Origin of the sequence: Exiguobacterium antarcticum DSM 14480, from assembly GCF_000685865.1 — a bacterium.
Classification (GTDB): Bacteria; Bacillota; Bacilli; order Exiguobacteriales; family Exiguobacteriaceae; genus Exiguobacterium_A; species Exiguobacterium_A antarcticum.
In genome coordinates, this window is record NZ_JMKS01000003.1 from 1,288,535 (window position 1) to 1,313,782 (window position 25,248).

Consider the following 25,248-nt stretch of genomic DNA (forward strand, 5'->3'; position numbering starts at 1 on the left):
TTTCACGAAAGGAGTTTCTCATGCATCCAAAAATTGTGGATCGTCACGAACTATATGTCATCGGTCTTGGTCTGACTTGCGAAGAAAATGAATTGCATACATTGATGCCGGAACTATGGCGTGAGTTCTCCCGTCGCTCACATGAAATTCCTGCTGAGCCGGGTAGTTATCCGCTCGATGTATCACTTGGTCAACGTGGAACGACACACACACAATGTATTGGACTCCCTGTCGCTTCACTCGACCGTGTGCCAAAAGGGATGAAAGGACACCATGTTCCGTCGGCCCGTTATGTGTTTTGGAAACATGAAGGTCCTGATATTGAGATTTGGAAGTCGTTTGAAAAGATTCAACGGTTTGCTCAAAAACAAGGAATCACACTCGATCCTCTTGATTTCAAGATCGACGAGACACGTGACAAGACACATCATCTCTATCAAAGAATTCTCTAAAACCGCTGTCTGAAGCGGTTTTTTTGATGTCATCTTCCATGTTTTTCTGTCACTTAACTATTCAGTGCAGGTATTAAGTACTATATTCAGAAAATTCTAATTAATACGAACGGCTTATTCTCGCTTTTCCTTTTCTTTGGCATAGTTAGACTCAACCCAAACAAGGAGGCGATTTATTTTGAAAAAGTTTCTCGCTACATCGCTTGTCGCAAGTGTACTTGTCGTTCCTACAGTCGTCGGAGCAGAAGGTCTTCAATCTGGTAAGCTGACGAAAGCTTCATCAGAACCCGCTGCATCGATCGTTAAAAAGTACGTCAACAAAAAAGGTGATTTCTCTGTCCAAGATGTCCAAAAAGATGGATCTTCTAACATCGTACGTCTCCAACAAGAAGTGGATGGCGTCCCGGTCTTCGGTAGTGTCGTCGTCGGTAACGTTGCGAAAGACGGTACATTAAAAGCAGTCGTCAACGACGCCGTTGACGTCAAAGGGAAACCAGGTCTTGCTAAAAAAGCTACCATCTCTGAAAAGAAAGCACTCAAACTATACAAAAAAGCAATCAAGGCAACTGAATTCGAAGTGGCTCCAAAAGCTGAACTCGTCATCTATCCTGTAAAAAATGACGCAGTCTATGCTTACAAAGTCACATCAACTGTCCTCGCCGGCAAAGAGCCGTCACGCTGGACGTACTTCATCGATGCGAATTCAGGAAAAGTACTTAATAAATACGATCAACTTGTGCATGCAAAACCTGTTAACACTGTCACAGGAACAACTTCAGTAGGTACAGGTACGACAGTTCTTGGAACAAGCGCGACATTCAATACAGTGAAGAGCGGTTCTTATTACTATCTTCAAGATTCGACACGTGGTAAAGGCATCTACACGTACGATGCGAAAAATCGGACCTCACTTCCAGGTACACTCTGGTCTGATGTTGATAACGTCTTCAATGCGACGTATGACCGCGCTGCTGTCAGTGCACAAGTTAACGCTGTTAAAACATATGATTTCTATAAGAACACATATGGCCGGAACAGTTATGACAACGCAGGTGCTGCACTCAACTCTACCGTCCACTACTCAACAAGCTACAACAACGCATTCTGGGATGGAACGAAGATGGTTTACGGTGATGGAGACGGAACAACATTCGTCGCTCTCTCTGGTGCACTTGACGTCGTTGCGCACGAATTGACACACGCTGTCACAGAATACACAGCTGGTCTCGTCTATCAAAATGAATCTGGGGCGATCAACGAAGCGGTTTCCGATATCATGGGTACGGTTGCCGAGTACTCTGTCGGATCAAACTTCGACTGGCTCGTTGGTGAAGACATCTATACACCAGGTGTCAGCGGTGACGCACTCCGTTCAATGTCGAACCCGGCAGCTTACGGTGATCCAGACCACTACTCAAAACGCTACACAGGAACGCAAGATAACGGTGGTGTCCACACCAACTCTGGTATCGTCAACAAATCAGCGTACCTCCTTGCAAACGGCGGCACATTCTACAATGTATCCGTTACAGGAATCGGTGTACCGAAACTTGGTGCGATCTACTACCGTGCGCTTAACGTCTACTTGACTCCGAACTCGAACTTCAGCTCACTTCGTGCGGCAGTCATTCAGTCAGCAAAAGATCTTTACGGTTCAACAAGTGCAGAAGCAACAGCAGCAGCAAAATCATTTGATGCAGTTGGCGTCTACTAAGAAAACTTCCTCCCAAGGATTTTTGACCTCTCGAGTCGATAGCTCGGGAGGTTTTTTTGTAAGACGGTTTGTCAAATTAAGTGCAACACTTCTTCCGAGAAGACCTCGTATGCAGTTTTCCAGTTGAGACATTTCCGTGGTCTCCCATTGATCCAGGCGAGCGCTTGAGCGAGTTCAGAACGACTGACCTTTCCGAAATCCGTCCCCTTCGGGAAAAATTCACGGAGAAGACCATTGGCGTTCTCGTTACTTCCACGTTGCCAAGAAGAATACGGATCCGCAAAATACATCGGTACGCCTAACGTTTCACGAATTCGTTCATGACAGCTAAACTCTTTTCCACGATCTGTCGTCGCGGTTTGAAACGTTCCCGACGGGAAGTAGAGATGCAATGCTTTAATCGCTGACTCCATCGAGGCAGCGGACCGATCCTCCATCGGCACAGCGAGATAGAAACGGCTCTTTCGCTCGACGAACGTTGCGACACATGCCTTGGATTTCCCTCTGGCTGAGACGACAGTATCCAGCTCCCAATGTCCAAACGTTTGGCGCCCTTTGACGTCGGCTGGACGTTTACTGATTGGTAATCCGACATTGAAGCGTCCACGCGTCTCACGTGGTTTCTGACGCTTTCCCTTTTGGCGAAGAAAACTAGAATTGGTCTCGACGAGGCCCGTATAGATCCAGCGATAAATTGTCTTGAAGGATAGTCCTTCTTCTTGGAATAAACGTCCGGCAATCTGTTCAGGCGACCATGTCTCGCGTAACTTTTCGAGGATACGAACTCCTTTTTCTAGCGTGAACTTCGTCCGTGCACCGCACTTCTTTTTGCGCTCAACATAACGCTGGTCAGCACAAGAAGCATCATAGTAAGGGTTTCGTTTTAATTCTCGTGAAATCGTAGAAGGTTGACGCCCCAGGCGTCCCGCAATCTTTCGGACGGATAAACCTAAATCGAGATACGTTTCTATTTTGACTCTTTCTGATGTGGTAAGATGAATATAGCTCATAACAAATCCTCCGTTGAATGTGGTGTGGTAACTCCATTCTACACGAGGCCGTTATGGGCTTTTTGTGTTTTCCGTCAGGTGTTGCACTTAATATTACAATTCGTCGTAAAAAAAAAAGCGACCTGTCAAAGACAGACCGCTTTTACTTATTTTCCGGGATCACGCGCGAGACGCAATCGCGTTGATCCATTGTCCGGGAAAGCTTTCAGTTGTAATTTTTCACCTTGGTACCACGTACCGTAACTCGTTTCGACGACCGGTTCTCCCAGGGCGGACAAGCCGGAAGCCGACGCATTCGTCCAGTCGATCGCCTCGACGATTCCGTCTGATACGACTAAAAGGTACCCGGCATTCGAGAAGTGATAGGTGTTGACGGCATCCTTTTGCGTGTTTCCAAGTGCACCGTACTTCGCTTCAAATTTCTCAAGCGGTTGACCAAGATATTGCTCCGGCTTCTCGATTGGTTGATTCGCGACAACCTGTTGCAACGTCGCAAGAAGTGTCTTATCTTTAACCGCTGACGGGACATCCATCCGGACGTCCGTTTCCGGGATATATCCTTCGACGGCGTCACTTAGTTTTAAGTGAAGCATGCCATTTTCTGTATCCAGAATTTCGTAGACGTCTCCTAAATCGGCTTTATAGATGACGCTACTCCGATTGGCATCCTGATACACATCAACAAAGGGACGTGTCACCCATGCGGCTTGGCTGATTTCCGGTTTATCCGCCTTCTTCTTCGCTTTTGGTTCTTTTTTCTTTTGATCAGTCGAGGCTGACTTTTCTGTTTTTGGCTCTTTTTCTTTTTCGCCGTCGACGGACTTAGGTGATTCCACTGTTGATGTCGCATGACTCGCATCGTTCGTCGACACCATATAACCCCAACTACCAACGATCAGGACCGTCGCTAAGACACCACCAAGGGCGACACTACGCCGATTGCGTTTCTGCTTGCGGCGCTCTTTCCGGGACAATCGTTCTTGTTCTTTCTGTTGTTCATGTTGATCCATCTATTGTTCCTCCTGAATTGACCTAGACACTTTTTAACCACTATACCATCGATTAGCGTCTCGACAGTGGTTAAATTTCGATGACAGTTCTGCCTTGATGGGTGCCGTCGAGCAGGGAAGCCACGACGTCCGGAAGATCATGTAAACTTTTCGTTTCGACCAATTTCAGGACCGGTAACCGCCAGTCGGTTGCAAGCAGTTGCCAGAGGCGGATACGCTCCGTGATCGGCAATTGGACGGCATCGATTCCAATCAGGCGTATACCACGCAAGATGAACGGATAGACGGTCAGTGTCATTTCAGCCCCTCCCACATTGCCGCATGTCGTGACCGATCCACCATATTGTACGTACCGAATGACGGACGCGAGTAATGGTCCACCGACCGTATCGATGATGCCGGCATAACTTCCTTTTTTCAATGGACGTGTCGTTTCGTCCAAAAACGATTGCCGGGACAGGACTTCCGTCACGCCTACTTGTTTCAAACGATCCGCTTCCGCTTCTTTTCCCGTGACGGCATGAACGGTGAATCCCAGTTTAAGAAGCAGTGCGACAGCAATACTTCCGACTCCACCCGTCGCACCTGTGACGAGAACCGGACCGTCTTCCGGCTTCACCCGTCGCAACAGTTCATCCACTGATTGCGCGGCAGTCAAACCGGCCGTGCCGTACGCCATCGCTTCAAACGTCGTGAGTCCGTCCGGTAATGGTGTGATCCAGTCGCCCGGAACCTGTATGTATTCTTGAAAGCCGCCAGATGTATTCATGCCAAAATCAAATCCATTGACAACGACTGCCTCTCCTTCATGAAACCGTACATCGGTCGAGCTGACGATATGACCTGCTGCATCGACACCCGGCGTATGCGGATATTGTTTCGTCACCCCCCGGTTTCCCGCGACGGACAACGCATCCTTATAGTTGACGCACGAGTAGTCGACGCGAATCAACACGTCTCCTGCCGGCAACTCCACGACCTGTTTCTGTTCGAGTGTTCCAGTAAAGTCACCATTCTGTTCCCGGACAACAAATGCTTTGAATGTATTTTTCATATCCAAGTCCTCCTTCATGAATAACTTCCAGTAAACTATACCCGAACACAGTCGTCGGCATACCCTTTATTCGAGTTTTGTTCCCACAAAAAAACCGTGAATGCCGAAGCACTCACGGTTTTTGGCGTCTGACGAAAAGAAACGTTTTTCCGCAGGTAGTCACTGGTGACAGGTCAGAACGTCATCGGTCAGTGGTCATGGGTGTGCCGTGGCCGTTGAAATTCCCTATTGGAAGAGGTTTTGTGTCAGAAGCGCCGTCCCTGATCAGGAGTCTCACCTGACCAGGGTCTTACATGTAACGTGTCCCGTCAAAATCAATTTCCGTCCGATAGTTGGCGGCATTGATCGCATTCGAAATCCGGTGCGCCGCCCGCTCTATCTCCTGCGCTTTGATCCGGTACGCATCCGGGTCGTACAAGGCATGACGGATAACCGTCGTTCCTTCAAATCCATATTGGAATTCGCGTTTCGGACGGGCAGCGAGTTCCTGGAACTGTGTGGCTTTTGCCCGGAGCTGGGTCGCCAGTTCAATCGCTTCGACGAGCGGTACTTCACCTTCTGTCGTCTCGATGATTGTCGACAAGTTCGCAGCGTAGACTAGCCGGTCCAGTATCCGCATATCCCGGCGAACTTCGTCCATTGCCGATTCGACATCCAGTAACGTCCGCTCTTGACCGGTCGGTAAGGCTTCTCCCTTTTCAAGATCAATGAACGCAATCCGGTCCACTTCTTCGACTAATTGTTCGAGTTGTTTCCGTAAGATACTTTTAAGTTTCACGGCATCTGCTAAGTACATTGTTCAGTCCCCCCGTTTCCTAATCCTGCTCTAGTGTCTATTACGTCCTGAGATTATGAAAGGTTTCATTTGAGTTGCCCGAGATACTTGGAAAAATCATTTTCGATGTCCACCAATACCGTTGCCGTCACATCGGTTGATTGGTTCGGATCATAGCGGACCGTTTCATACAACCGTTGCAATTCAGGTGACGGCTGAAAACCAATTCGGGCAAACCATTCCCGGAACGACTCGGTCTCCCGTCGTTTCAGTTTCTGCGGGAGATGACGGTTAAACAAGACAACCTGTTGCCGGACCTGCTCGACCGGTAATGGCGGCAGTTCCTCTTCCATACTTGTTTCGCGCATCCGCTTCTTGATTCCAACCGGGCGTTGCTGCGACTCCCTGAACGTTCCGTTCCGCTTCTGTCGCTTACGAAGACGACGGACAATCAGAATCAGTCCGATTAAACCGGCGAGACCGGTTGCGACCAGCAGATACGGAAAGCCGCTGTCGCCCTCTTCGCCTTTCTCTTTCGAAAATGGATGGAATCCGAGTGAAATAAACTTTGTTTTCCGTGGTGTTCCTCCGCTTTCTCCCTTTTCGCCCGTCTCATATCCATAGATGATTTTTTCCTTTGGCGGCTCTTTTTTCTTAAACAAGTTCGACCACCAAAACGTCAATGGTTCGGATTCACACTCTCTTACACACTTTTGTTGTGCACCGCCCCCCGGAAATACTTCAACGGTTTGTAACGTCTTGTATCCTGCCTGAACTAACGGTTTCATGATGCCCAGCCCTAGAATGACCACACCAATCAAAATGAACAACCGACTTCGAAAGCGCATGTCCCCACCTCTATAATGTCATTTTTATCCATTATATCCGAAACACGACCTAATTATCGGAATTTTTTGTTTTTGACAGAAAGGGGCTTGAATACGGAAGGGGACGGGAAAAGGAAAAGAGTGATTTTTAGAGAGGGGTTTCTAGATGTTGAGATTAGATGAAACACATGATCCGTATCAGAATGGGCAACTGATCGCAGAATATACCGAAACGAAGTCGAACGGAGAGGCTGTCCTTCGGGCGGAGCAACTGATGAAAGACAGTCCGTTCGTTGCACCGCGCCGAACACCGCATCCAAGCCGTTATCTCCGGTCCTTGATTTCACCGCTCTTTTTGACGGATCGGGATAAACATATTCTGCCGTTGACGAAAGCCTTTGTCAGTGAACAGGATGAAGTCCGTCCGAGCTGGTTCGGACGGCTGACGTATGAATTCGAACAGTTGATCAGCCAGGTCGAAAAAGTCGATGTCCGGACGTATGGAGCAGTCGGGGACGGTGTGACGGACGATACACTCGCTTTCAAGGAAGCACTCGCTGACGGACACCGCCAAGTCCATGTCCCGGCCGGTACGTATCTCGTCCGAGGGATTCGTCTGCCGAGTTATACGATTTTGACCGGTGACGGCAAAGGACAAACGATTTTAAAACTTCATGATGCGGCACCAAAAGGACGCCGGTTGATCACGAATCAAAATTACTTACTCGGTAATCATCATCTGCTCGTCGAACGGATGACACTTGATTGGAACATCGAGCGGATCGGGGACGCTAAAAAAAGCAGCACGTGGGGCAATCATTCGAGTTGTTTGACCTATGCCCATGTCACGTACGGCTGGGTCTTTGACGTCGATGCCGTCAACCCGGGTCTGCACTGCTTTGATATCTCGACGCCTTACTACAACTATAATGGGGACGGTGCACGTGCCAACCTCAGCAGTTCGTTCATCTGGTTTGATGGTCTGACCGGATCCGGTTTCGGTGACGACGGCATCACGACCCACCACAGTGATCACTTGTTCATCTCGAACTGTTTTATGCGGGATCCAAGTGGGCGTGCCCATGCCGCTGGTTTCTCGAACTCAAACGGGATTGAGATTGATGACGGTTCACGTGATGTCTGGTTGTTCAACAATGCGACGACCCGTTGTTTCGGGGGGCTTGAAATCAAAGCCCATGCAACATCGTCTGCTGCATCGACCGTTAAAATCGTCGGTCACTTGTCCGTCGATGATCACCGGTCGTTCAACTTCCGTCACATCGGCCATCATCAAGCAACGGACCCGACATCGCAAACCGCATACAACATCGTCGCGACCCGTTTGATCGCCCAGACACCGCAATATACGGCGCTGTATCAAAATTCAAAGCCGCGGGCACTCATCGTCTCCGCGTACCGGAACGTCGTCATTCACGACTTCACGGTGCTCGGTGACCCCTATTATGACTATCAAGAACAACCCATGATTGGGATTCAGTACAAAGCACGTAACGTGACATTAAGCCAAGTCAAGATGAGTGGTTTCCGGCAGGCCAAAACGGACATTCAAGTCTTTGGCGGAAACAATCGCGCTGAGGATGTGCGCTTGCTTGATGTCCGGATCGAGGACTCTGCCAAACACGGCATCACGATTGGACCAAGCATCGAACGTGTCCGTTTAGCGAACGTCGCCATCAAAGGGGATGGGACGGTTGGTCTGAATGCCAAGTCCGAACCTGAACTCGAACGGTTTATCGCGACCGGCTATAAAGTACCGGTCCGCACGCATTCGACATAACTGGTTTCCGGATGATTCAGAACACAAAATAAGGCTGATTCGACGCATGTCGAGTCAGCCTTATTTATCTTATTGTGCGCGAAGATACGCCAATACCCGGGTATCAATCGAACGATCTGGTTGTTCCCGCATCTCGAAGTTTTCGGTATGCAGATACGTCCGGAATGCTTCGTCGAACGAGCCGCGGTAGCCGAGTTCGAGTAACTTATCCATCACTTCTGACTCCAGCGCATCATCGATCGGCTTGATTTCTTCCGGTTTACTTGGCTGTAGATAGAGAGTATGCAATTGATAAATCCGTTCCAGTTCCTGAATCGGACTCGTATGATCGTCGACCCGCAGATCGATGTACCGGTCATTGAATCCGCCGTATCCGCCACCTTCTTTGACGACTAACAAGGCGGCTGACTGCATCCCCCGCGAATCCCCTCCCGCTGCTTGACCGGCTGCGAGCGCCCGCAACAATCGTTCCGCGAGCGGTCCTTCCGTCGTCTCGAACACACGAGCCATTTCTTTGACTGTGTTCCCGTCGACCAAAATATTTCCCTGTGCTGCGAAGTGTTTCCCGGCAATCCCGCCCGCCCAGTCGTTGCAACCTTCACCTGTGAACGTCGCACTTTTACCGGAGGCATCCACGATTCCGACCTGGCGATCCGCTCGCCCTTCGTCCGCTTCCGTCAGACGTTTCAAGACTTCATCCGCCGACTTGCCTTCTGTAATCATTCGTAGTCCGTCCGGTCCATAAGCTGTATTCGCAAAGGATTGGGTCGCAATGGCACCTACACCGGCTTTCGCAAATGGAACCGCACTGCCGACTGCTAAAAATTTAGATTGAACCGCTACACCCCAAGCTTGTTCTTTTTCACAATAACCAACGATTGAATATGTCATGTTCTAAAAATCCCCCTTATTGTCATAACTAACCGTTCGTCGTACAAGTTCCCGTTTCCTGCATGTAAAAAACCTTCCGTTCACTTGGAACGGAAGGTCGATCTTCATTGAACACCTAAGAAAACAGCAAGTAACAATGCCCCACAAGCGAGGACAATCCAAATCGCAAATAATTTCCAAACGAACCGTAACCATTTGTCATAAGGAATACCGGCAATCGCTAAGAATGCCATCAAATGGGCACTCGTCGGGAAGATCATATTCGTCAGTCCATCACCGTACTGAAAGGCAAGAACGGCGACCTGGCGCTCGATTCCAAGCAAGTCAGCGAGTGGCGCCATGATTGGCATCGTCGTCGCCGCTTGTCCACTACCAGACGGAATAAAGAAGTTCGTAATCAGTTGGACGATGTACATCCCGATGACCGCAAGTGATGTCGGTAACTGTCCGACGGCATTCGACAAGCCGTAGATGACCGTATCGATGACACGACCATCTTCTAAGATGACGACGATTGCTCGGGCGAATCCTACAATTAAAGCACCAAATGTGACGGCTTTCGCCCCATCAATCAAACTCTCGAACGTCCGGTTGACGCCCATCGTCACAATCCCGGCAAGGAGACCAATGATGAGGAATGACGCCGTCAGTTCCGTCAAATACCAACCCCATTCGAAGATACCGATGACGTTCAGCGTGATTCCACCCACCAATACAACAAGGACAAAGAGGTGTTTTTTCGAAAAACGTGAGAACGTTGTCGTCTCTTCTTTCCGGTGTTGTTCCAGATCATGAACCAGACTCTTTGTCGGATCTTTTTTTACTTTTTGCGCGTAATTCATCACGTATACAATCGTGACGACTAAAAAGACGAGATAGACTGCTGTCCGATAACCGAGTCCACTAAATAGCGGTACTTCGGCAATCGATTGAGCGACACCGACCGTAAACGGGTTCAGCATCCCTCCGGCAAATCCGACGGCTGCCCCGAGACTGACGATGGCCGCACCCGTCATCGCATCGTACCCAAGCGCACGTGCCAGCATGATGCCGATCGGAACGAAGATGATGGTTTCTTCCGCCATCCCAATCGTTGCGCCCGCCACCGAAAAGACAAACATCGTCATCGGAATCATGATATGTCCCTTTTGACCAAAACGATTGATTAGTTGATTGATGCCCGACTCGATCGCACCCGTTTGCCGGATGATTCCGAAGACACCTCCGACCAGGAAGATGTAGAAGATGATGGCTGCGCCTGCTTCCATTCCTTTCGGGATTGCTTCAAATAAACCGAATAAGTTAACGGGTGCTGACTCAACCGCACGATACGTACCATCAATGACGACCGTTTGTCCGTCTTGTTTCTCCCGATCAAACTGTCCTGCCGGTAACGTATACGTCAAGATGACTGCAATCAGTAAAATTCCCATGATGATAGCATATGTGTGAGGCATCTTGAAGAAAGACCGGGCAGAAGCATCTGTCTGTGGTTTCCGTTCATTCATTCGCTTGCCTCCTGACTGACTTTTAAAATTTTACTCTCATAAGAGATAATGCCCTATTTATGGAAAAAATAACAGCGTATTTCGTCATTTAATTTTTTTGTAATATATCAATGACTGCTTCCTCTACAGAAAAACAAAAAAACCCGACCGCTTGTCAGGTTTTCTTCGTTATTTATACATTAAAACTTATGCATTAAATGATTGAACATCTAACGGTTTCGCAAGCGCTGTTTGAGCAAATGCTACGAACTGACCGAAATGCGCACTTGTGTTGTGTGATTCGATCGCTGCTTGATCTTCCCATTTCTCAATCATCATGAAGACATTTTCGTCTTCGATGCTTTGAAAGAGATCATAACTGATATTGCCCGCTTCCATGCGTGATCCTTCAATCAACGTTTTTGTTGCTTCTAAAAATTCTTGACGTTTGGCAGGTTGTACTTCTAATTTTGCTTCAATGGCGATCATTGGAAAGCCTCCTCTAAAATTTCATTAACGCAAGTATCGTAGCACCTTCCCTTCCCATTCTCCATTAAGATGCTTGTACGATTAAGGAAGTTATATTTCGGGTAAAAAAATATATCATTTTGGCAACAGAGAGGAGTCGATTCACATGACGGTCGAAATTTTTTATTTCGAGGATGATGGCGAGATTCCGAATCATCCAGAATTCCCTGTACTTGTTTATCGTCATGTCTTTGACGACCCTTCATCGATCGAGGATACGTTTCATGCCCACAATTGGCAAAATAGTTGGATCGACGGCATATTTGATTTCCATCATTATCATAGCGTCGCCCATGAGGTCATCGGTATTCTTGAAGGACATGCCAGTATCCAACTCGGTGGACCACTCGGGAAGACCTTCACGTTGACGGCTGGTGATGTCGTCATCCTTCCTGCCGGCACGGGACATAAGGCGTTACACACGAGCCGGCAGTTCAAAGTCGTTGGTGCATACCCAAATGGTCAAGACTACGATACGTTGACGGGTGATCCGTGTGAACGCCCGGATAATCTGGAACGGATTGTAAAAGTGGAACGGCCGCAAACGGATCCCGTTTACGGAAAAGAAGGCCCCTTATTTGAACACTGGTAGACACGTTTGCTTTCCGTCCATTGGAAAGCGAACGTTTTTTTCTGCTCCATCAGTGGTAAACCCTACTATTGTGTTTTTAAAAGGAGGAAGAAAAATGAATGAGACAGAACGGACCGTCATACTGGCGGCACTGAAACAAAAAACCGTCACGCTTCCGGATCAGACACATGTTCGTGCACTGGGTCAAGGAACATGGCGCATGGGAGAAGATCAAACGAAACGTCAGGCTGAGATCGACGCCTTACATGTCGGACTGGACAGCGGGATGGAGCTGATCGATACCGCGGAAATGTACGGGGAAGGTGCATCCGAACAGCTGATTCGTGAAGTGCTCAAAGAGCGACGCGACGAAGTGTTTCTCGTCTCGAAAGTCTATCCCCATAATGCAGGCGGCGAAAAACTGCGCGCCGCATGTGAGCGGACACTCGAAAACCTCGGCACGGATTATCTCGATCTCTACTTGTTGCACTGGCGTGGCAGCATTCCGTTACAGGAAACAGTTGATGGACTGGAACAATTGAAAGCCGAAGGAAAAATTCGCCGTTGGGGCGTCTCAAACTTTGACGTCAAGGACATGAAGGAACTTCTCGCGCTCGACAAAGGCGATCAGTGTGCCGTCAATCAAGTGCTTTATCACCTCGGTTCACGCGGGATTGAGTATGAGCTGATGCCGCTTCTCAAACAACACAGTATACCGGTTATGGCGTACTGTCCGCTTGCCGAAGGCGGCAGTTTACGGGATCAGTTGCTGGACCATCCGACTGTCGAACGACTCGCCGAAGAACACGGCGTCCAACCGGCACAAATCCTGCTTGCCTGGGCCATCCGAAGCGGCGATGTCATCGCGATTCCAAAAGCCGGACAAGCGCCACATGTGGAAGAAAACGGGAAGGCGGCTTTGATTGATCTAACGGAAGAAGAATTGGCCGCACTCGACGAAGCGTTCCCGGCACCAACGAAAAAAGAACCACTCGATATCGTCTAAGGAGGAGTACAGTCATGAACAAATCAGTCAAACTCGGAAAATCCAATTTAATGGTCAACCCAATCGGTCTTGGAACGAATGCTGTCGGTGGACATAACCTTTATCCGAATCTCGATGAGCAGGCCGGGCGTGATCTTGTCCGCGTTGCTTTAATGAACGGCATCAATTTTTTGGATACCGCCTACATTTATGGTCCGGAACGTTCAGAAGAACTGGTCGGAGAAGTGTGGAGTGAAACGGTGGAGCGTGAAGAAGTCATTCTTGCGACAAAAGGGGCACACCAACTCATCGACGGCAATGTCGTCATGAACAACTCACCTGAATTTTTAAAACAAGCGGTCGAAGACAGTCTGAAACGTCTTCGAACAGACTATATCGACCTCTACTACATTCACTTCCCGGACGAGCAGACGCCAAAAGACGAAGCGGTCGCCGCGCTTGCCGAGTTGAAAGCCGAAGGAAAAATTCGGGCGATCGGGGTCTCGAACTTTTCGCTCGAACAATTAAAAGAAGCGAACAAAGACGGTCATATCGACGTCTATCAAGGAGAGTACAATCTCTTTAAACGTGACGCTGAAAAAGAGATTCTCCCGTACATCCGGGAACACGGCATTTCGTTCGTGCCTTACTTCCCGCTCGCAGCCGGTCTGCTTGCCGGAAAATACGATGCCGAAACGAAATTTGATGACCTTCGGAAAAATGATCCGTTGTTCCAAGAGGATGTATTTAAAGACAATCTGGCAAAAGTCGACTTGTTGCGTCCGATTGCGGAAGCAAAAGATGCCGAAGTCGCCCACATCGTCCTCGCCTGGTATTTAGCACAGGACGGCATCGACGCCATCATTCCAGGTGCGAAACGAGCTGATCAAGTCACGGATACAATCCGAACACTTGATGTAGAATTGATGGAAGAGGAAATCCGCCAAATTGATCAAATCTTCAGCTGACACAAAAACACCACGCCATTTTGACTTGGCGTGGTGTTGCTTTGAGCAAATTAAGCGAAAATCTTTGGGAACGCTCGTATGATAAAGAAACAGGAGGCGATTATTTATGAAACACCATTTTCATCTCACAGCCGACTGGCCCGGCAATCGGAATGATGTCGGACAGATCGAGACAGGTGAACTGAAAACGAAAATTTCGATTCCGGACGCGATGGACGGTCCCGGTGTCGGAACCAATCCGGACGAAATGTTACTGGGTGCGGCAGCAACGTGTTACATCATCACGCTGGCCGCGATGCTTGAACGCAACAACATTCCGAAAGTGTCACTGACAATGGAATCGGAAGGAATCGTCGACGTCACGAATGGTGTCTTTACTTATGACGCCATCATTCATCGACCGACCTTGATTCTTCCAGCGGACACAACGGAAGCGAACCTGACAAAAGCACGCCGTCTTGCCGAAAAAGCGGAAGGATCGTGTATGATTACCCGGGCACTTGCGGGTAATGTGAACGTTTCGTTAGAAGCAGTCGTGGAGTTGGCAGGTTAATCTTCCATGTTTACGCAGTATGACACCTTTGACTTCATTTCCTAATTGGAAATGAAGTTTTTTGTAGTTTAATTCGATTCTTGCTGCACGATTTTCCGTTCCTTCGTATACTGAACTTAGTTTGGAATTTATTGGAGGTCATCAGATGTCATCGTTTCAAGAAAAGTTACGCAGTCAAAATACCGCAGCTTCATTATCTGGAAAAAGTTCACCGGTTCAGCCAGCCGATTACACAGCCGAATTACTCACACATTTAAATGAACTCTTCTATAAATCGATTGTGGAGCTTCAACAAAATCAACTGACAGGAGAAATGATTGAAACAACAAATCATTGGCTCTCTGCATTAAACGAACCGCTTTTAGCCGCTCCCCTGCACCGGGAATTAACTTCGTCTGCAGCTCTGCCTGTACAATATGAACGATCACTGAGAGCTTGGGACTTAATTGCACCGGGTCAAGAAAATCAAGAAAAACTGTTGCATCACTTGATTGATGAACTATCGACAGCTCAATCCGCGGACTGGATGGTCAGTTTTACCCGCCATTCCGGAATTCAAGCTCTGGTCCCTTCTCTTCAAGAAGCAGAACGTATACATAAGCCGATTCGTATTTTGACTTCATTTTATATGAACATTACAGAAGCCAAGGCATTACGCACCCTGATGCAGTTTAAAAATATCGAGATTAAAATTTATGAACCAATCAAAAAAAATCAAGCATTCCATCCAAAAGCGTATTTATTTACACGGGAAGCCAATTTACATAGTGCGATTATCGGTTCATCCAATTTATCAAAGTCTGCTTTAACAAATGGATTAGAATGGAATGTGCGAATTCCCCATTCTCCTCTCACGTCTTTAGTTTCTCAAGCACAAATGTTATTTAACAATCTCTGGAACAGTGACGAAGCTATTTCCTGCACCTCAGCTATTTTAGATCAATATGAACAACATCACTTAGACTCTCCGAAAATCAAACAGTTTGTTGTGAATGATCGAGTCGCAGAACCAACTGTTGAATACGAAGTGATTCAACCAAATGAAATGCAACTTCCAGCTTTGGAGCAATTACACCGCTTGCGATTAAAGCACCAAACCAAAGCCATGGTCATTGCAGCGACCGGAACAGGAAAAACGTATTTGGCTGCTTTCGACGTCAAACAGTTTGCAGCTAAACGTGTTTTGTTTGTCGCCCATCGCGGAAAACTTTTGTCTCAAGCTGAAGAAACATTTAAGAAGATCTTTACGGATGCTCATGCCACTTTTGGTCGGTATCAGGCAAATCAAAAAGATCTCGATAAACAATTTACGTTTGCGACCATTCAAACCTTTTCAAAAGAAGTTCATTTGGAACAATTCGATCCAAACACCTTCGATTACATCATCATCGATGAGTTCCATCATGCCGCTTCCGAATCCTATCAAAAAATTCTCAACTACTTCACACCACAATTTTTACTCGGGATTACGGCAACGCCGGAACGAATGGATGGATTAAATATCTTTAAGTTGGTCGACCACAATATCGCGTATGAAATTCGATTATATGATGCTCTGGCCCAAGACTTATTAACACCGTTCCATTACTTTGGTATTCAAGATGATGAAGCCATTGATTATGAAGCCATTCCGCAAAAAAACGGGTTATACATTGAAAAAGATTTAGTGGAAGCACTCGAACGTTCATCTCGAACAGAGTATATTCTTGAGATGATGACTAAGTTTGGTCACAGCGGCGCAAATCAAGTTGGTCTTGGTTTTTGTGTCAATATTGATCACGCCGAATACATGGCTGCTGAGTTTAACCGACACCAGATTAAATCACTGGCCATCACAAGTAAACAAACGGAATTAGAACGGGAACAAGCCATTCAACGGCTGGAAGATGATCGGGATCCGTTATCGTTTATCTTTACAGTCGATCTCTTTAATGAAGGTGTCGATATTCCCAAAATTAATGTCATGCTGTTTTTACGTCCAACAGAATCTCCAACCATCTTTATTCAGCAACTCGGTCGCGGCTTACGGAAACATGAATCCAAAGAATACGTCACAATTTTAGATTTTATCGGCAATAGTCAACGTGCTTTTGTCGCACCGCTTGTGTTATCCGGTCAGCAATCTTTCCATTCGATCGACCGGTATCACGTAGCGAATGCTGTTCAAAATCATTTTCCAATTTTGCCTGAAGGATCTTTAGCGATTTTGGATCGTGTGACAGAAACATTTATCATTGAACAAATGAAAAAAATTGAGTTCTCGGCCAGTAAACAGTTGCGTGAAAGTTACCAGCGTCTTATGACCATGATCGGCGACACGCCATCACTAAACGATTTGGTGACACATCCGGATGCACCGGCCATTGAAACGATTATTCAACAATGGAAAAGTGTCCTGCGATTAAAACAACTGGAGAAAGTAGCGACAGATGAAGAAGTTGCTTTGTTGCTTAATCCGGATACACGACGTGTTCTTCAACATCTCGAAAGTTGGTTCCCGATCCGCGAACCGTTCAGCTTGTTGATGGTTCAATTGCTGTTCAACCAGCAAACCATTTCCGCTGATGATGTCATTCAAGCGACAGCAAGCCGCTTTGCCGTTTCACCGGAAGCCTTAACACATCGTTTGCCTTTGATTCAACATTTATTCAATCGCTGGTCTACTTCTTTAAAACATGATCGGATTATTTTGCTCGTGGAATCTGCCACTGGTGAATATACATTCTCGGAAGAGATGACCCGGATTTTAGCCTTGTCACCAGAGTTAGTCGACTATTTGCAGGAGCTGATTCAAGCTGGTCTCCACTCATTTGAGCAACTTTCTGGAGGTGAAAACTGGTTGACTAGCCGTCAATCGCTGATTTCGAGAATGACATACAGTCGGTCTGTCATCCAGCGATTATTACAATCTCCAAGCCAGGAAGGTTCATGGCGTGAAGGTGTCGCTCAGGCCGGAAATGATTATGTATTATTCGTTAATTTACACAAAAATGAATCGATTGAAGATCAGTTGAATTACCAAGACTACTTTATTGATAAAGATCATTTCCACTGGCAATCCCAAAGTATTGCTACAGCTCACGGAAAAGCAGGGGAGCTGTACCGCCACCACGAAGAACTCGGAATCAAGATTCATCTGTTTATCCGCAAGGCTGAAAAAGAACAAGGCCGGTCCTTACCGTTTACGTACTTCGGTGAACTGATTCATAAACACAGTCACGGATCTAAACCGATTAATGTTGAATGGATTTTAAAAGAACCTTTAACTAGTGAAGAATTTATTTCGTGGAAAAAGCTTTCATAATTTTTTCAACAGATGGCACATCAGCTGGCGCCCAGTTTAAAGAATCCAACTGTTTGACGGGTACCCAGCGTAGTTCGGCATGTTCCAGTGCTTCAGGTGCACCTGATACAATCGTTGATTGAAAAGTCGATAACTCGACAATCACTTTTTCATATTCGTACCGTGTCGTTTCAATGTGATCGCCTACTTGAATCGTACAATTTAATTCTTCCTGAATTTCGCGGAAGAGAGACTCTTCAGGACGTTCACCCGGTTCGATTTTCCCACCTGGAAACTCCCAGAGGTTCGGTAATGACATGACGGGACTTCGAAGAGCACACAATACTTCATGGTTTAAATTGGTAATGACTGCACCGACAACTGGAATTGTCTTTTTTGACATCATGTTCATCCTCTCTTTAATCGATCACTTATTTCTCCCCTGCACGATGACTCGTGAAAAAGGATCACTTCTTTCATGCGACTCCTACAGGAAAAAGCGCAGGAATCTGCGCTGTCAGAGACAAACAAGACCCGATTCTCGATTCCATTGAATCGAGAATTCTGGCTTGTGTCTCGCCTGAGGAAAGCGCATGAAGAAGAAGTGATTCTTTTTTGTTCTTTCATTTTTCAAAAGTTATCCACATATTTACAACCATTTGGCTCGATCTTATTTTAATTCAAATTATCCACATGTGGATAACTTACCCTATGGTATAATAACTGAACTTATCCACAACTAGAAATGAGGAACTTATGTGCCACGTGAAATCTATCCCGTCGTCGTCAAAGCGATGGCCATCGAACAAATTAAAAATAGACAACCCCTTCTATATAAAGAGCTGTTCCAAAAGAGTAATCATTTAAAAGAAGCAGGCGCGTTGCTTCGATTGATTACAGAAGATAAAGAATACCTTGCGACCGGTTATTTTGGCAAGCAGGAAAAAGGACTCGGTTGGTTACTCTCAACCGATGAACTGCAAGACATCGATGATATCTTTTTCAAAGAAAAAATCGAGGTTGCCCTCGATCGTCGAAATGATTTTTTTGAGAACGATTTGATTGATACATTCCGGGTCTTTAATGGTTCCGGTGACGGCATCGGCGGATTGACCATCGATTGTTTTGATCACCATTACTTGATTACATTCGAGAACGAAGGCATCTACTCGTTTAAATCCGATATCGTCTCGGCGCTCGAGTCACTCATTCATTTTAAGAGCATTTACGAAAAACGAACGTTCCAAATCGATGGTCAACCCGTCAAGGGAGACGATTTCTTAGCCGGTGAACGCGGTGATTTCCCGGAAGTTTTACAAGAAAACGGCACACCGCTGTTGTACCATCTCGATGCCGGTATGCGAACAGGACTCGATATCCACCAACGCGAACTCCGTTCCGTCGTCAAACAACATGCCGCAGATCGACGTGTCCTGAATCTGTTTTCTGATACCGGTACGTTAACGGCAGCTGCCTTACTTGGTGGTGCAGTCGAGACGACAAGCGTCGATTTCTCAACGCGGAGCCGCAATAAGACGATTGAACAACTTGAACTGCATCAACTGGATGCAGCGACGCAGATGATCCTTGTCCAAGATGCCTTTGATTACATCGATCATGCGGATAAAAAAACACGGTTCGACTTCGTCATCATCCATCCACCGATACTCGTCAAAACACAGGCACGCCACTTCCGGGCTGAGGTCGATTTACCGGCATTGATTCAACAAACGATCCATATGACGCATCGCGGAGGGTTATTACTGATTACGACGGATTGTCCTCTGTTTGATCAAGTCCGCTTTATGAAGATGGTCGATCAAGCCTTCAAAAAGCTTCGCCAAACGTACGAAATCGTTTGGGAAAGTACGCCGTTAGCTGACTTCCCAGAACATCCTTCTTTAAAGGAAGTCGAATCAAAATCCGTCTTAGTCCGACGTAAATAATCGATAATCCAACAATTCTGCTGATGAAAAAACCATCAGCAGAATTTTTTTTGGATTAAAAGGAAAAGTATACTGAATAGCGAATCACTATTCTTAGGAAAAATGAGCAGTCACTTAGTGATACTTACTTTTCCAAAATGTGACTGTCGATCAAATGTCTGATAGGCAGCATTCAACGCATCGACCTGGCGCGGCACGTGCTCTTCGATGACGAGATCGATGACTCCATCTGCGACGAGTTTTGCGACTTCTGCCAAATGCTCTCTTTGACGGATCATCTCTTGTTCCTTCCCTTTGAGTAAAGGGAGAGCTACGAACACCGCTTCGAGCGTCAACGCCTTACTGTGCATCATTGTCAAATCTTGTGTCGTCCGCGTCGCGATGGAGATGATTTTTCCACGTTCTTTCGCAAGGATGAAGGACTCTTGGAGGTGATCGCCACCAACTGTATCAATGATGACATCAAATCCGTCATGACCGAGACGTGTTAGCAATTGTTCAGCCGATTCCTCCCGGTACCGATGCGGATGAATGCCATGTTTGTCTAACCATGCGGCTTTTTCATCATTTGCAGCACTCGCTGTTACGTCACAGCCGTAATGTTTGGCAAGTTGTCCGACAAGATGTCCGACTCCACCCGTTCCCCCTGCTACATATAATCGCATCCCCGGCTGAACGGTTGCCCGTTCTTTCAGTGCTTCCATCGCCGTCAGACTGATGACCGGCAGGCAACCTGCTGCGGCAATGTCCAGATTGTCCGGTCTGTGGACAGCCATGTTCTCCGGAACTAACATCTCTTCTGCCAGTGCACCGGACCGGTTTCCGAGTCCACCACCAAATGCGATGACGTGATCGCCGACGGAAAAAGACGTCACACTCTCTCCGATTTCAACGATTGTCCCCGTAACATCGCCCTGGAGAATTCCAGTTGACGGCGCTGCTGCCACATGACCAAAAAACATTTTTGTGTCCAGTGGATTCAAGCTCGTTCCTTCCACATTAATCCTTACATCGTAGTTCCCCGTTTGATTGAGTGTGACGTCTTTTTCCGTTAACGTAGCGTCTTTTCCGTACTGTTCGACGACAAATGCTTTCATGCAAAACTCCCCCTTTTTGAAGCCTTGTTTACCATGGCTCAGAATACTCTAACTTTCCTGCTTCATGCTATGATGAAACTACCTTAACTCAGAAAGGACGTTTTTTTCTTGAAACATGATTTGATTCGTCGCCTGACTACATATGCGAAAATCGATACACAATCCAGTTATGCCAGCACGACCGTCCCCACAACCGAAGGACAATGGACACTCGCACGACTACTGGTCGATGAACTGAACGACATTGGCATGAGTGATGTGACCGTCGATGAAAATGGATATGTCATGGCTACTCTCCCTGCGAATACCGATGCGGACGTCCCAACGATCGGATTCTTAGCACACCTTGATACGGCGACCGACTTCACGGGAACAAACGTCAATCCGCAAATCGTCGAAGACTATGACGGAGAAGACTTAGTCCTCAACGCGACGCTTCCTGTCATCTTGTCACCAAACGATTTTCCGGCACTGAAAAACTACGTCGGTCATACGTTGATGACGACAGATGGTACGACGTTGCTCGGAGCAGACAACAAAGCCGGTATTGCAGAAATCATGACGGCGATGCATCACCTCATCACCCATCCGGAAATCCAACACGGTCGGATCCGTGTTGCCTTCACACCAGACGAAGAAATCGGACGTGGTCCGCATCATTTCGACGTCGCAGCATTTGATGCCAAGTTCGCCTATACGGTCGACGGTGGACCACTTGGTGAACTCGAATATGAGAGCTTTAATGCGGCAGCTGCAAAAATCATCTTTCACGGAACAAACGTTCATCCAGGTACGGCAAAAGATAAGATGGTCAATTCACAAAAACACGCGATGGCTTTCCAAAATCGGTTACCGGGTGATGAAGCACCTGAATTTACGGATGGTTTCGAAGGATTCTACCATTTAATTTCGTTTGAAGGTTCGGTCGAAAAAACGACTGCCCAGTACATCATCCGTGATTTTGACCGGACGAAGTTCGAAGCCCGGAAACACTTCCTGACGGCTTTAGTCGAAGAATGGAACAAGAAATACGGGGCAGGCAGTGTCGAAATCAAACTAAATGATCAATATTACAACATGCGCGAAAAAATCGAGCCGCACATGGAAATCGTTGATATCGCACATGCGGCGATGGAGTCACGTGGTATCACACCTATTATCAAACCAATCCGTGGCGGGACGGACGGTTCGCAACTGTCGTATATGGGACTCCCGACACCAAACATCTTCACGGGTGGCGAAAACTACCACGGAAAGTTTGAATTCATCTCTGTCGACAATATGGTGAAAGCAACGGAAGTCATTGTGGCAATTGCTGAACGATTCGCGCAGTCAGCTGAATAAGATGACATAAAAAAAGCAGATTCTCGATATGAGAATCTGCTTTTTTTCATGGTCCATATGGTTTCTCCAGAAGATAGATACGCGTTATGAAACCAAATGGATTCACTTTTCTTCTGTTGTTGTTTGCTGATCCGGAATCGGTAGTTGGACCATGCTGCCCGATCCACTAACGAGCGGTGATTTTCCGTCCCACTTCTTGACGGCTTCATACTGAATCATTTCTTCCGTCAACGTTTTCTGTAATTCTTTTTGGGCTTTCGCGAGCCCCTGTGCTTCAATGAGTCGGGCATCCGCTGCCCCTTTCGCTTCGACCCGCAGACGTTCCGCTTCTGCTTTCGCAATCGCAAGATCCGTCTTCTTTTTATCGAGTTCCTGTGAAGCTTTCACCCGTGCATCGATTGCTTCCTGCGTTTTCACATCTGGTTTTGGTGCACCGAGTGCGACGTCTTCGATGATGAAGCCAATCTTTTTCACATCTTCGGCAAATTGTGTCTGAATGCTTGTTGAGACGTTACCCGACTGTTCTCCGAATAATTCGAGGACGGTGACTTTCGAAATCTGTTCACGTGACGCATCATAAAGACGCTGTTTTAAGTAACCGGCTGCAATCTCATCAATTTCAACAGGACCAAATTTATTGAATACTTCCGTCACTTGATCAGGCGAGACAGAAAAACTGTACGTAAAGTCAACGACGATGTTTTTACCGTCCTTTGTTGCCAGTGTCATGTTGTCGAGTGACTTGGTCTGTGTCCGGATCGGATATTCCGTGACGCGTGTAATCGGCGAAACGATATGCCATCCTTGCGAGAGTGTCTCATCCTGGACACCACTTGACGGTTTGTAGACGACCCCGACCTGTCCCGGTTCGATTTGTTCGACGATGAATGGTGTCATCGCAAGAAGTGCGACGACAATCACACCTGCGATGATCATCGACGGCCTAATACGTTTTTTCGGTTTAATTTCTCTCATTTGGAGTCTCCTTTATCAATTTTATCCTGAATATACTTATACAGTTCAATGGCCAGCAAGACGATCAGTGCAAAAAATAACAACGTGAAAAGTACTGCCATGCCGTCCTCCTCCTTCATGAATGTTCTAACTACTCTTACGCCTCAGATTGGAAAATGTTTCATTTTTTAAAAAGTGAGGTTGCTAATTTGGTGAATCCGGTCTAAGATGTAAAGAACTTTGTCCTTGAAACGAGACGTATCATTTTGTGGTACACTCGTAACAGCACATCACACACTAGAAACGAGGGTTCTTCTTTATATGATTACAGTACAAAACGTCGGTCTCCGCTTTGCGGACCGCAAATTATTCGAAGACGTCAACATTAAGTTCACACCAGGTAACTGCTACGGTCTCATCGGCGCAAACGGTGCCGGTAAATCCACATTCCTTAAAATTCTTGCCGGTGATATCGAAGCGCAACAAGGAGACGTCATCATCACGCCGGGCGAACGTCTTGGTGTCCTTCGTCAGAACCATTATGAGTATGAAGAGTTCCAAGTCATCGAAACGGTCATGATGGGACATAAACGTCTATATGAAGTCATGAAAGAAAAAGATGCGATTTATATGAAAGAAAACTTCTCGGACGAAGACGGCATGCGTGCCGCTGAGCTCGAAGGTGAGTTCGCAGAAATGAACGGATGGGAAGCAGAGTCGGAAGCGGCGATGCTCTTACAGGGTCTCGGCATCAAAGAAAACCTGCACACGAAAACGATGGCCGAGTTAACTGGCGGCGAGAAAGTCAAAGTCTTGCTCGCTCAAGCGTTGTTCGGTAAACCAGACATCCTGTTGCTCGATGAGCCTACCAACGGTCTTGACTTGAAAGCCGTCAAATGGCTTGAAGAGTTCTTAATCGGGTTTGAAAATACGGTCATCGTCATTTCCCACGACCGTCACTTCCTCAACAACGTTTGTACGCATATGGCCGATCTCGACTACGGGAAAATCCAACTGTATATCGGAAACTATGATTTCTGGTACGAATCAAGTCAGCTTGCTTCACGTATGGCCGGCGACCAAAACAAGAAAAAAGAAGAAAAAATCAAAGAACTTCAAGCCTTCATCGCCCGTTTCAGCTCGAACGCCTCAAAAGCGAAACAAGCGACATCACGGAAGAAGTTGCTCGATAAGATCACACTCGATGATATCCGTCCATCGTCACGCCGTTATCCGTTCGTCGGTTTTACGCCGGAACGTGAAATCGGAAATGATCTGTTGATCGTCGATGGTATCTCGAAGACGATCGATGGTGTCAAAGTCCTCGACAATGTCCGTTTCTCATTAAACAAAACAGATAAAGTCGTCTTTATCAGCCAAAATGACATTGCCATCACGACACTCTTTAAAATCCTCATGGGTGAAGTCGAAGCAGACAGCGGGACATTCAAATGGGGCGTCACGACGTCACAATCGTACTTGCCAAAAGATAACTCTGCTTTCTTCGAAGGATCAGACAAAACGATCCTCGACTGGTTACGCCAGTATTCACCAGCCGATGAGAGCGACACGTTCCTCCGTGGTTTCCTCGGCCGGATGCTCTTCTCAGGCGAAGAAGTCATGAAAAAAGCTTCTGTTTTATCCGGGGGAGAAAAAGTCCGTTGTATGTTATCGAAAGCGATGCTCAGCGGTTCAAACGTTCTCGTCTTGGATGATCCGACGAATCACTTGGATCTTGAATCGATCACGGCACTCAACGATGGGTTGATCACTTATAAAGGTGCGATGCTGTTCAGCTCGCATGACCATCAGTTCGTCGAAACCATCGCGAATCGGATCATCGAATTGACGCCAAACGGTATCGTCGACAAAGAAACGACGTATGATGAATACCTCAACAACGAATCCGTTCAACAGCAATTAACTACGTTGTACGCAACGAACTAATCAGTGAACAGAGACCTGTCCTAGCGGATCGGGTCTCTTTTTTGTAAACTGAAG

The 25,248-nt window shown here is 47.0% G+C and carries 22 protein-coding genes; 11 read left to right on the forward strand and 11 right to left on the reverse strand.

Translation table 11 applies throughout. From position 1 onward, the window contains the following. Positions 1–20: 20 nt before the first annotated feature. Together P404_RS0107485 and P404_RS0107490 are read left to right on the forward strand one after the other, a co-directional pair. Positions 21–452: a GyrI-like domain-containing protein gene (locus P404_RS0107485; RefSeq protein WP_014971647.1), complete on the forward strand. Its 432-nt coding sequence runs from the start codon at positions 21–23 to the stop codon at positions 450–452. Between the two features lie 178 nt (positions 453–630). Then, entirely contained in the window at positions 631–2,166 is a 1,536-nt protein-coding gene (locus P404_RS0107490) for a M4 family metallopeptidase (protein WP_026830430.1), read from the forward strand. Between the two features lie 71 nt (positions 2,167–2,237). Here the strand turns inward: P404_RS0107490 and P404_RS0107495 are convergent, their stop codons facing one another. From P404_RS0107495 to P404_RS0107515, 5 genes are all read right to left on the reverse strand, one after another. After that, a complete protein-coding gene (locus P404_RS0107495; protein ID WP_026830089.1) occupies positions 2,238–3,176 on the reverse strand; it encodes an IS30 family transposase in 939 nt (312 codons plus the stop codon). Between the two features lie 146 nt (positions 3,177–3,322). Beyond that, positions 3,323–4,186, reverse strand: a complete 864-nt coding sequence (locus P404_RS0107500) for a hypothetical protein (protein ID WP_026830431.1) — start codon at positions 4,184–4,186, stop codon at positions 3,323–3,325. Positions 4,187–4,256: 70 nt separating this feature from the next. Beyond that, positions 4,257–5,240, reverse strand: a complete 984-nt coding sequence (locus P404_RS0107505) for a YhdH/YhfP family quinone oxidoreductase (RefSeq protein ID WP_026830432.1) — start codon at positions 5,238–5,240, stop codon at positions 4,257–4,259. Between the two features lie 289 nt (positions 5,241–5,529). After that, positions 5,530–6,036 (reverse strand): hypothetical protein, encoded by a 507-nt coding sequence (locus tag P404_RS0107510; protein WP_026830433.1) that lies wholly within the window; start codon positions 6,034–6,036, stop codon positions 5,530–5,532. Positions 6,037–6,101: 65 nt separating this feature from the next. Continuing rightward, the gene (locus P404_RS0107515; protein ID WP_026830434.1) at positions 6,102–6,863 is read right to left on the reverse strand and encodes a hypothetical protein; all 762 of its coding nucleotides are present in this window, start codon (positions 6,861–6,863) and stop codon (positions 6,102–6,104) included. A 145-nt stretch (positions 6,864–7,008) separates the two neighbouring features. Between P404_RS0107515 and P404_RS0107520 the strand changes: the two genes are divergently transcribed. Continuing rightward, complete coding sequence (locus tag P404_RS0107520) at positions 7,009–8,640, forward strand: glycosyl hydrolase family 28-related protein (RefSeq protein ID WP_026830435.1); 1,632 nt, start codon at positions 7,009–7,011, stop codon at positions 8,638–8,640. Positions 8,641–8,709: 69 nt separating this feature from the next. Here P404_RS0107520 and P404_RS0107525 read toward each other — a convergent pair whose 3' ends face one another. The 3 genes from P404_RS0107525 to P404_RS0107535 all read right to left on the reverse strand — a co-directional run bounded on the left by P404_RS0107525 (position 8,710) and on the right by P404_RS0107535 (position 11,507). Continuing rightward, positions 8,710–9,531 carry a DUF1028 domain-containing protein gene (locus tag P404_RS0107525; RefSeq protein WP_014971654.1) on the reverse strand — a complete coding sequence of 274 codons (822 nt, stop codon included), beginning with the start codon at positions 9,529–9,531 and terminating at the stop codon, positions 8,710–8,712. Positions 9,532–9,635: 104 nt separating this feature from the next. Beyond that, complete coding sequence (locus tag P404_RS0107530) at positions 9,636–11,039, reverse strand: YfcC family protein (RefSeq protein WP_026830436.1); 1,404 nt, start codon at positions 11,037–11,039, stop codon at positions 9,636–9,638. 186 nt (positions 11,040–11,225) lie between these two features. Then, positions 11,226–11,507, reverse strand: a complete 282-nt coding sequence (locus tag P404_RS0107535) for a putative quinol monooxygenase (RefSeq protein WP_026830437.1) — start codon at positions 11,505–11,507, stop codon at positions 11,226–11,228. 145 nt (positions 11,508–11,652) lie between these two features. On the opposite strand from P404_RS0107535, the gene P404_RS0107540 reads away from it, so the two are divergent. From P404_RS0107540 to P404_RS17435, 5 genes are all read left to right on the forward strand, one after another. Beyond that, entirely contained in the window at positions 11,653–12,138 is a 486-nt protein-coding gene (locus P404_RS0107540) for a cupin domain-containing protein (RefSeq protein WP_026830438.1), read from the forward strand. Positions 12,139–12,232: 94 nt separating this feature from the next. Then, the gene (locus P404_RS0107545) at positions 12,233–13,123 is read left to right on the forward strand and encodes an aldo/keto reductase (RefSeq protein ID WP_026830439.1); all 891 of its coding nucleotides are present in this window, start codon (positions 12,233–12,235) and stop codon (positions 13,121–13,123) included. A gap of 14 nt (positions 13,124–13,137) precedes the next feature. Then, a complete protein-coding gene (locus P404_RS0107550; protein ID WP_026830440.1) occupies positions 13,138–14,070 on the forward strand; it encodes an aldo/keto reductase in 933 nt (310 codons plus the stop codon). 106 nt (positions 14,071–14,176) lie between these two features. After that, a complete protein-coding gene (locus P404_RS0107555; protein ID WP_026830441.1) occupies positions 14,177–14,623 on the forward strand; it encodes an OsmC family protein in 447 nt (148 codons plus the stop codon). 145 nt (positions 14,624–14,768) lie between these two features. Next, positions 14,769–17,927 carry a DUF3427 domain-containing protein gene (locus P404_RS17435; protein WP_051590471.1) on the forward strand — a complete coding sequence of 1,053 codons (3,159 nt, stop codon included), beginning with the start codon at positions 14,769–14,771 and terminating at the stop codon, positions 17,925–17,927. On the opposite strand, the gene P404_RS0107565 is transcribed toward P404_RS17435, so the two are convergent. Next, positions 17,902–18,309, reverse strand: a complete 408-nt coding sequence (locus P404_RS0107565) for a (deoxy)nucleoside triphosphate pyrophosphohydrolase (RefSeq protein ID WP_026830442.1) — start codon at positions 18,307–18,309, stop codon at positions 17,902–17,904. The two genes, P404_RS17435 and P404_RS0107565, sit on opposite strands and share 26 nt — an antisense overlap. A 355-nt stretch (positions 18,310–18,664) precedes the next feature. Between P404_RS0107565 and P404_RS0107570 the strand changes: the two genes are divergently transcribed. Beyond that, complete coding sequence (locus tag P404_RS0107570) at positions 18,665–19,852, forward strand: class I SAM-dependent rRNA methyltransferase (protein ID WP_026830443.1); 1,188 nt, start codon at positions 18,665–18,667, stop codon at positions 19,850–19,852. Positions 19,853–19,962: 110 nt separating this feature from the next. On the opposite strand, the gene P404_RS0107575 is transcribed toward P404_RS0107570, so the two are convergent. Further along, positions 19,963–20,949, reverse strand: a complete 987-nt coding sequence (locus P404_RS0107575) for a zinc-binding dehydrogenase (protein ID WP_014971662.1) — start codon at positions 20,947–20,949, stop codon at positions 19,963–19,965. A gap of 108 nt (positions 20,950–21,057) precedes the next feature. On the opposite strand from P404_RS0107575, the gene pepT reads away from it, so the two are divergent. Next, on the forward strand, positions 21,058–22,293 hold the full coding sequence (gene pepT / locus P404_RS0107580) for a peptidase T (protein ID WP_026830444.1): 1,236 nt from the start codon (positions 21,058–21,060) through the stop codon (positions 22,291–22,293). Between the two features lie 102 nt (positions 22,294–22,395). On the opposite strand, the gene P404_RS0107585 is transcribed toward pepT, so the two are convergent. Beyond that, positions 22,396–23,229, reverse strand: a complete 834-nt coding sequence (locus tag P404_RS0107585) for a prohibitin family protein (protein ID WP_236624350.1) — start codon at positions 23,227–23,229, stop codon at positions 22,396–22,398. A gap of 339 nt (positions 23,230–23,568) precedes the next feature. On the opposite strand from P404_RS0107585, the gene P404_RS0107595 reads away from it, so the two are divergent. Then, positions 23,569–25,194: an ABC-F family ATP-binding cassette domain-containing protein gene (locus P404_RS0107595; RefSeq protein WP_014971666.1), complete on the forward strand. Its 1,626-nt coding sequence runs from the start codon at positions 23,569–23,571 to the stop codon at positions 25,192–25,194. Positions 25,195–25,248 lie beyond the last annotated feature (54 nt).

Bases quoted from the DNA above. Each gene is read 5' to 3' on its own strand.
- P404_RS0107485 (WP_014971647.1), top strand. From the start codon at position 21: ATGCATCCAAAAATTGTGGATCGTCACGAACTATATGTCATCGGTCTT.
- P404_RS0107495 (WP_026830089.1), bottom strand. From the start codon at position 3,176: ATGAGCTATATTCATCTTACCACATCAGAAAGAGTCAAAATAGAAACG.
- P404_RS0107500 (WP_026830431.1), bottom strand. From the start codon at position 4,186: ATGGATCAACATGAACAACAGAAAGAACAAGAACGATTGTCCCGGAAA.
- P404_RS0107505 (WP_026830432.1), bottom strand. From the start codon at position 5,240: ATGAAAAATACATTCAAAGCATTTGTTGTCCGGGAACAGAATGGTGAC.
- P404_RS0107510 (WP_026830433.1), bottom strand. From the start codon at position 6,036: ATGTACTTAGCAGATGCCGTGAAACTTAAAAGTATCTTACGGAAACAA.
- P404_RS0107515 (WP_026830434.1), bottom strand. From the start codon at position 6,863: ATGCGCTTTCGAAGTCGGTTGTTCATTTTGATTGGTGTGGTCATTCTA.
- P404_RS0107520 (WP_026830435.1), top strand. From the start codon at position 7,009: ATGTTGAGATTAGATGAAACACATGATCCGTATCAGAATGGGCAACTG.
- P404_RS0107525 (WP_014971654.1), bottom strand. From the start codon at position 9,531: ATGACATATTCAATCGTTGGTTATTGTGAAAAAGAACAAGCTTGGGGT.
- P404_RS0107530 (WP_026830436.1), bottom strand. From the start codon at position 11,039: ATGAATGAACGGAAACCACAGACAGATGCTTCTGCCCGGTCTTTCTTC.
- P404_RS0107535 (WP_026830437.1), bottom strand. From the start codon at position 11,507: ATGATCGCCATTGAAGCAAAATTAGAAGTACAACCTGCCAAACGTCAA.
- P404_RS0107540 (WP_026830438.1), top strand. From the start codon at position 11,653: ATGACGGTCGAAATTTTTTATTTCGAGGATGATGGCGAGATTCCGAAT.
- P404_RS0107545 (WP_026830439.1), top strand. From the start codon at position 12,233: ATGAATGAGACAGAACGGACCGTCATACTGGCGGCACTGAAACAAAAA.
- P404_RS0107550 (WP_026830440.1), top strand. From the start codon at position 13,138: ATGAACAAATCAGTCAAACTCGGAAAATCCAATTTAATGGTCAACCCA.
- P404_RS0107555 (WP_026830441.1), top strand. From the start codon at position 14,177: ATGAAACACCATTTTCATCTCACAGCCGACTGGCCCGGCAATCGGAAT.
- P404_RS17435 (WP_051590471.1), top strand. From the start codon at position 14,769: ATGTCATCGTTTCAAGAAAAGTTACGCAGTCAAAATACCGCAGCTTCA.
- P404_RS0107565 (WP_026830442.1), bottom strand. From the start codon at position 18,309: ATGTCAAAAAAGACAATTCCAGTTGTCGGTGCAGTCATTACCAATTTA.
- P404_RS0107575 (WP_014971662.1), bottom strand. From the start codon at position 20,949: ATGAAAGCATTTGTCGTCGAACAGTACGGAAAAGACGCTACGTTAACG.
- P404_RS0107585 (WP_236624350.1), bottom strand. From the start codon at position 23,229: ATGATCATCGCAGGTGTGATTGTCGTCGCACTTCTTGCGATGACACCA.
- P404_RS0107595 (WP_014971666.1), top strand. From the start codon at position 23,569: ATGATTACAGTACAAAACGTCGGTCTCCGCTTTGCGGACCGCAAATTA.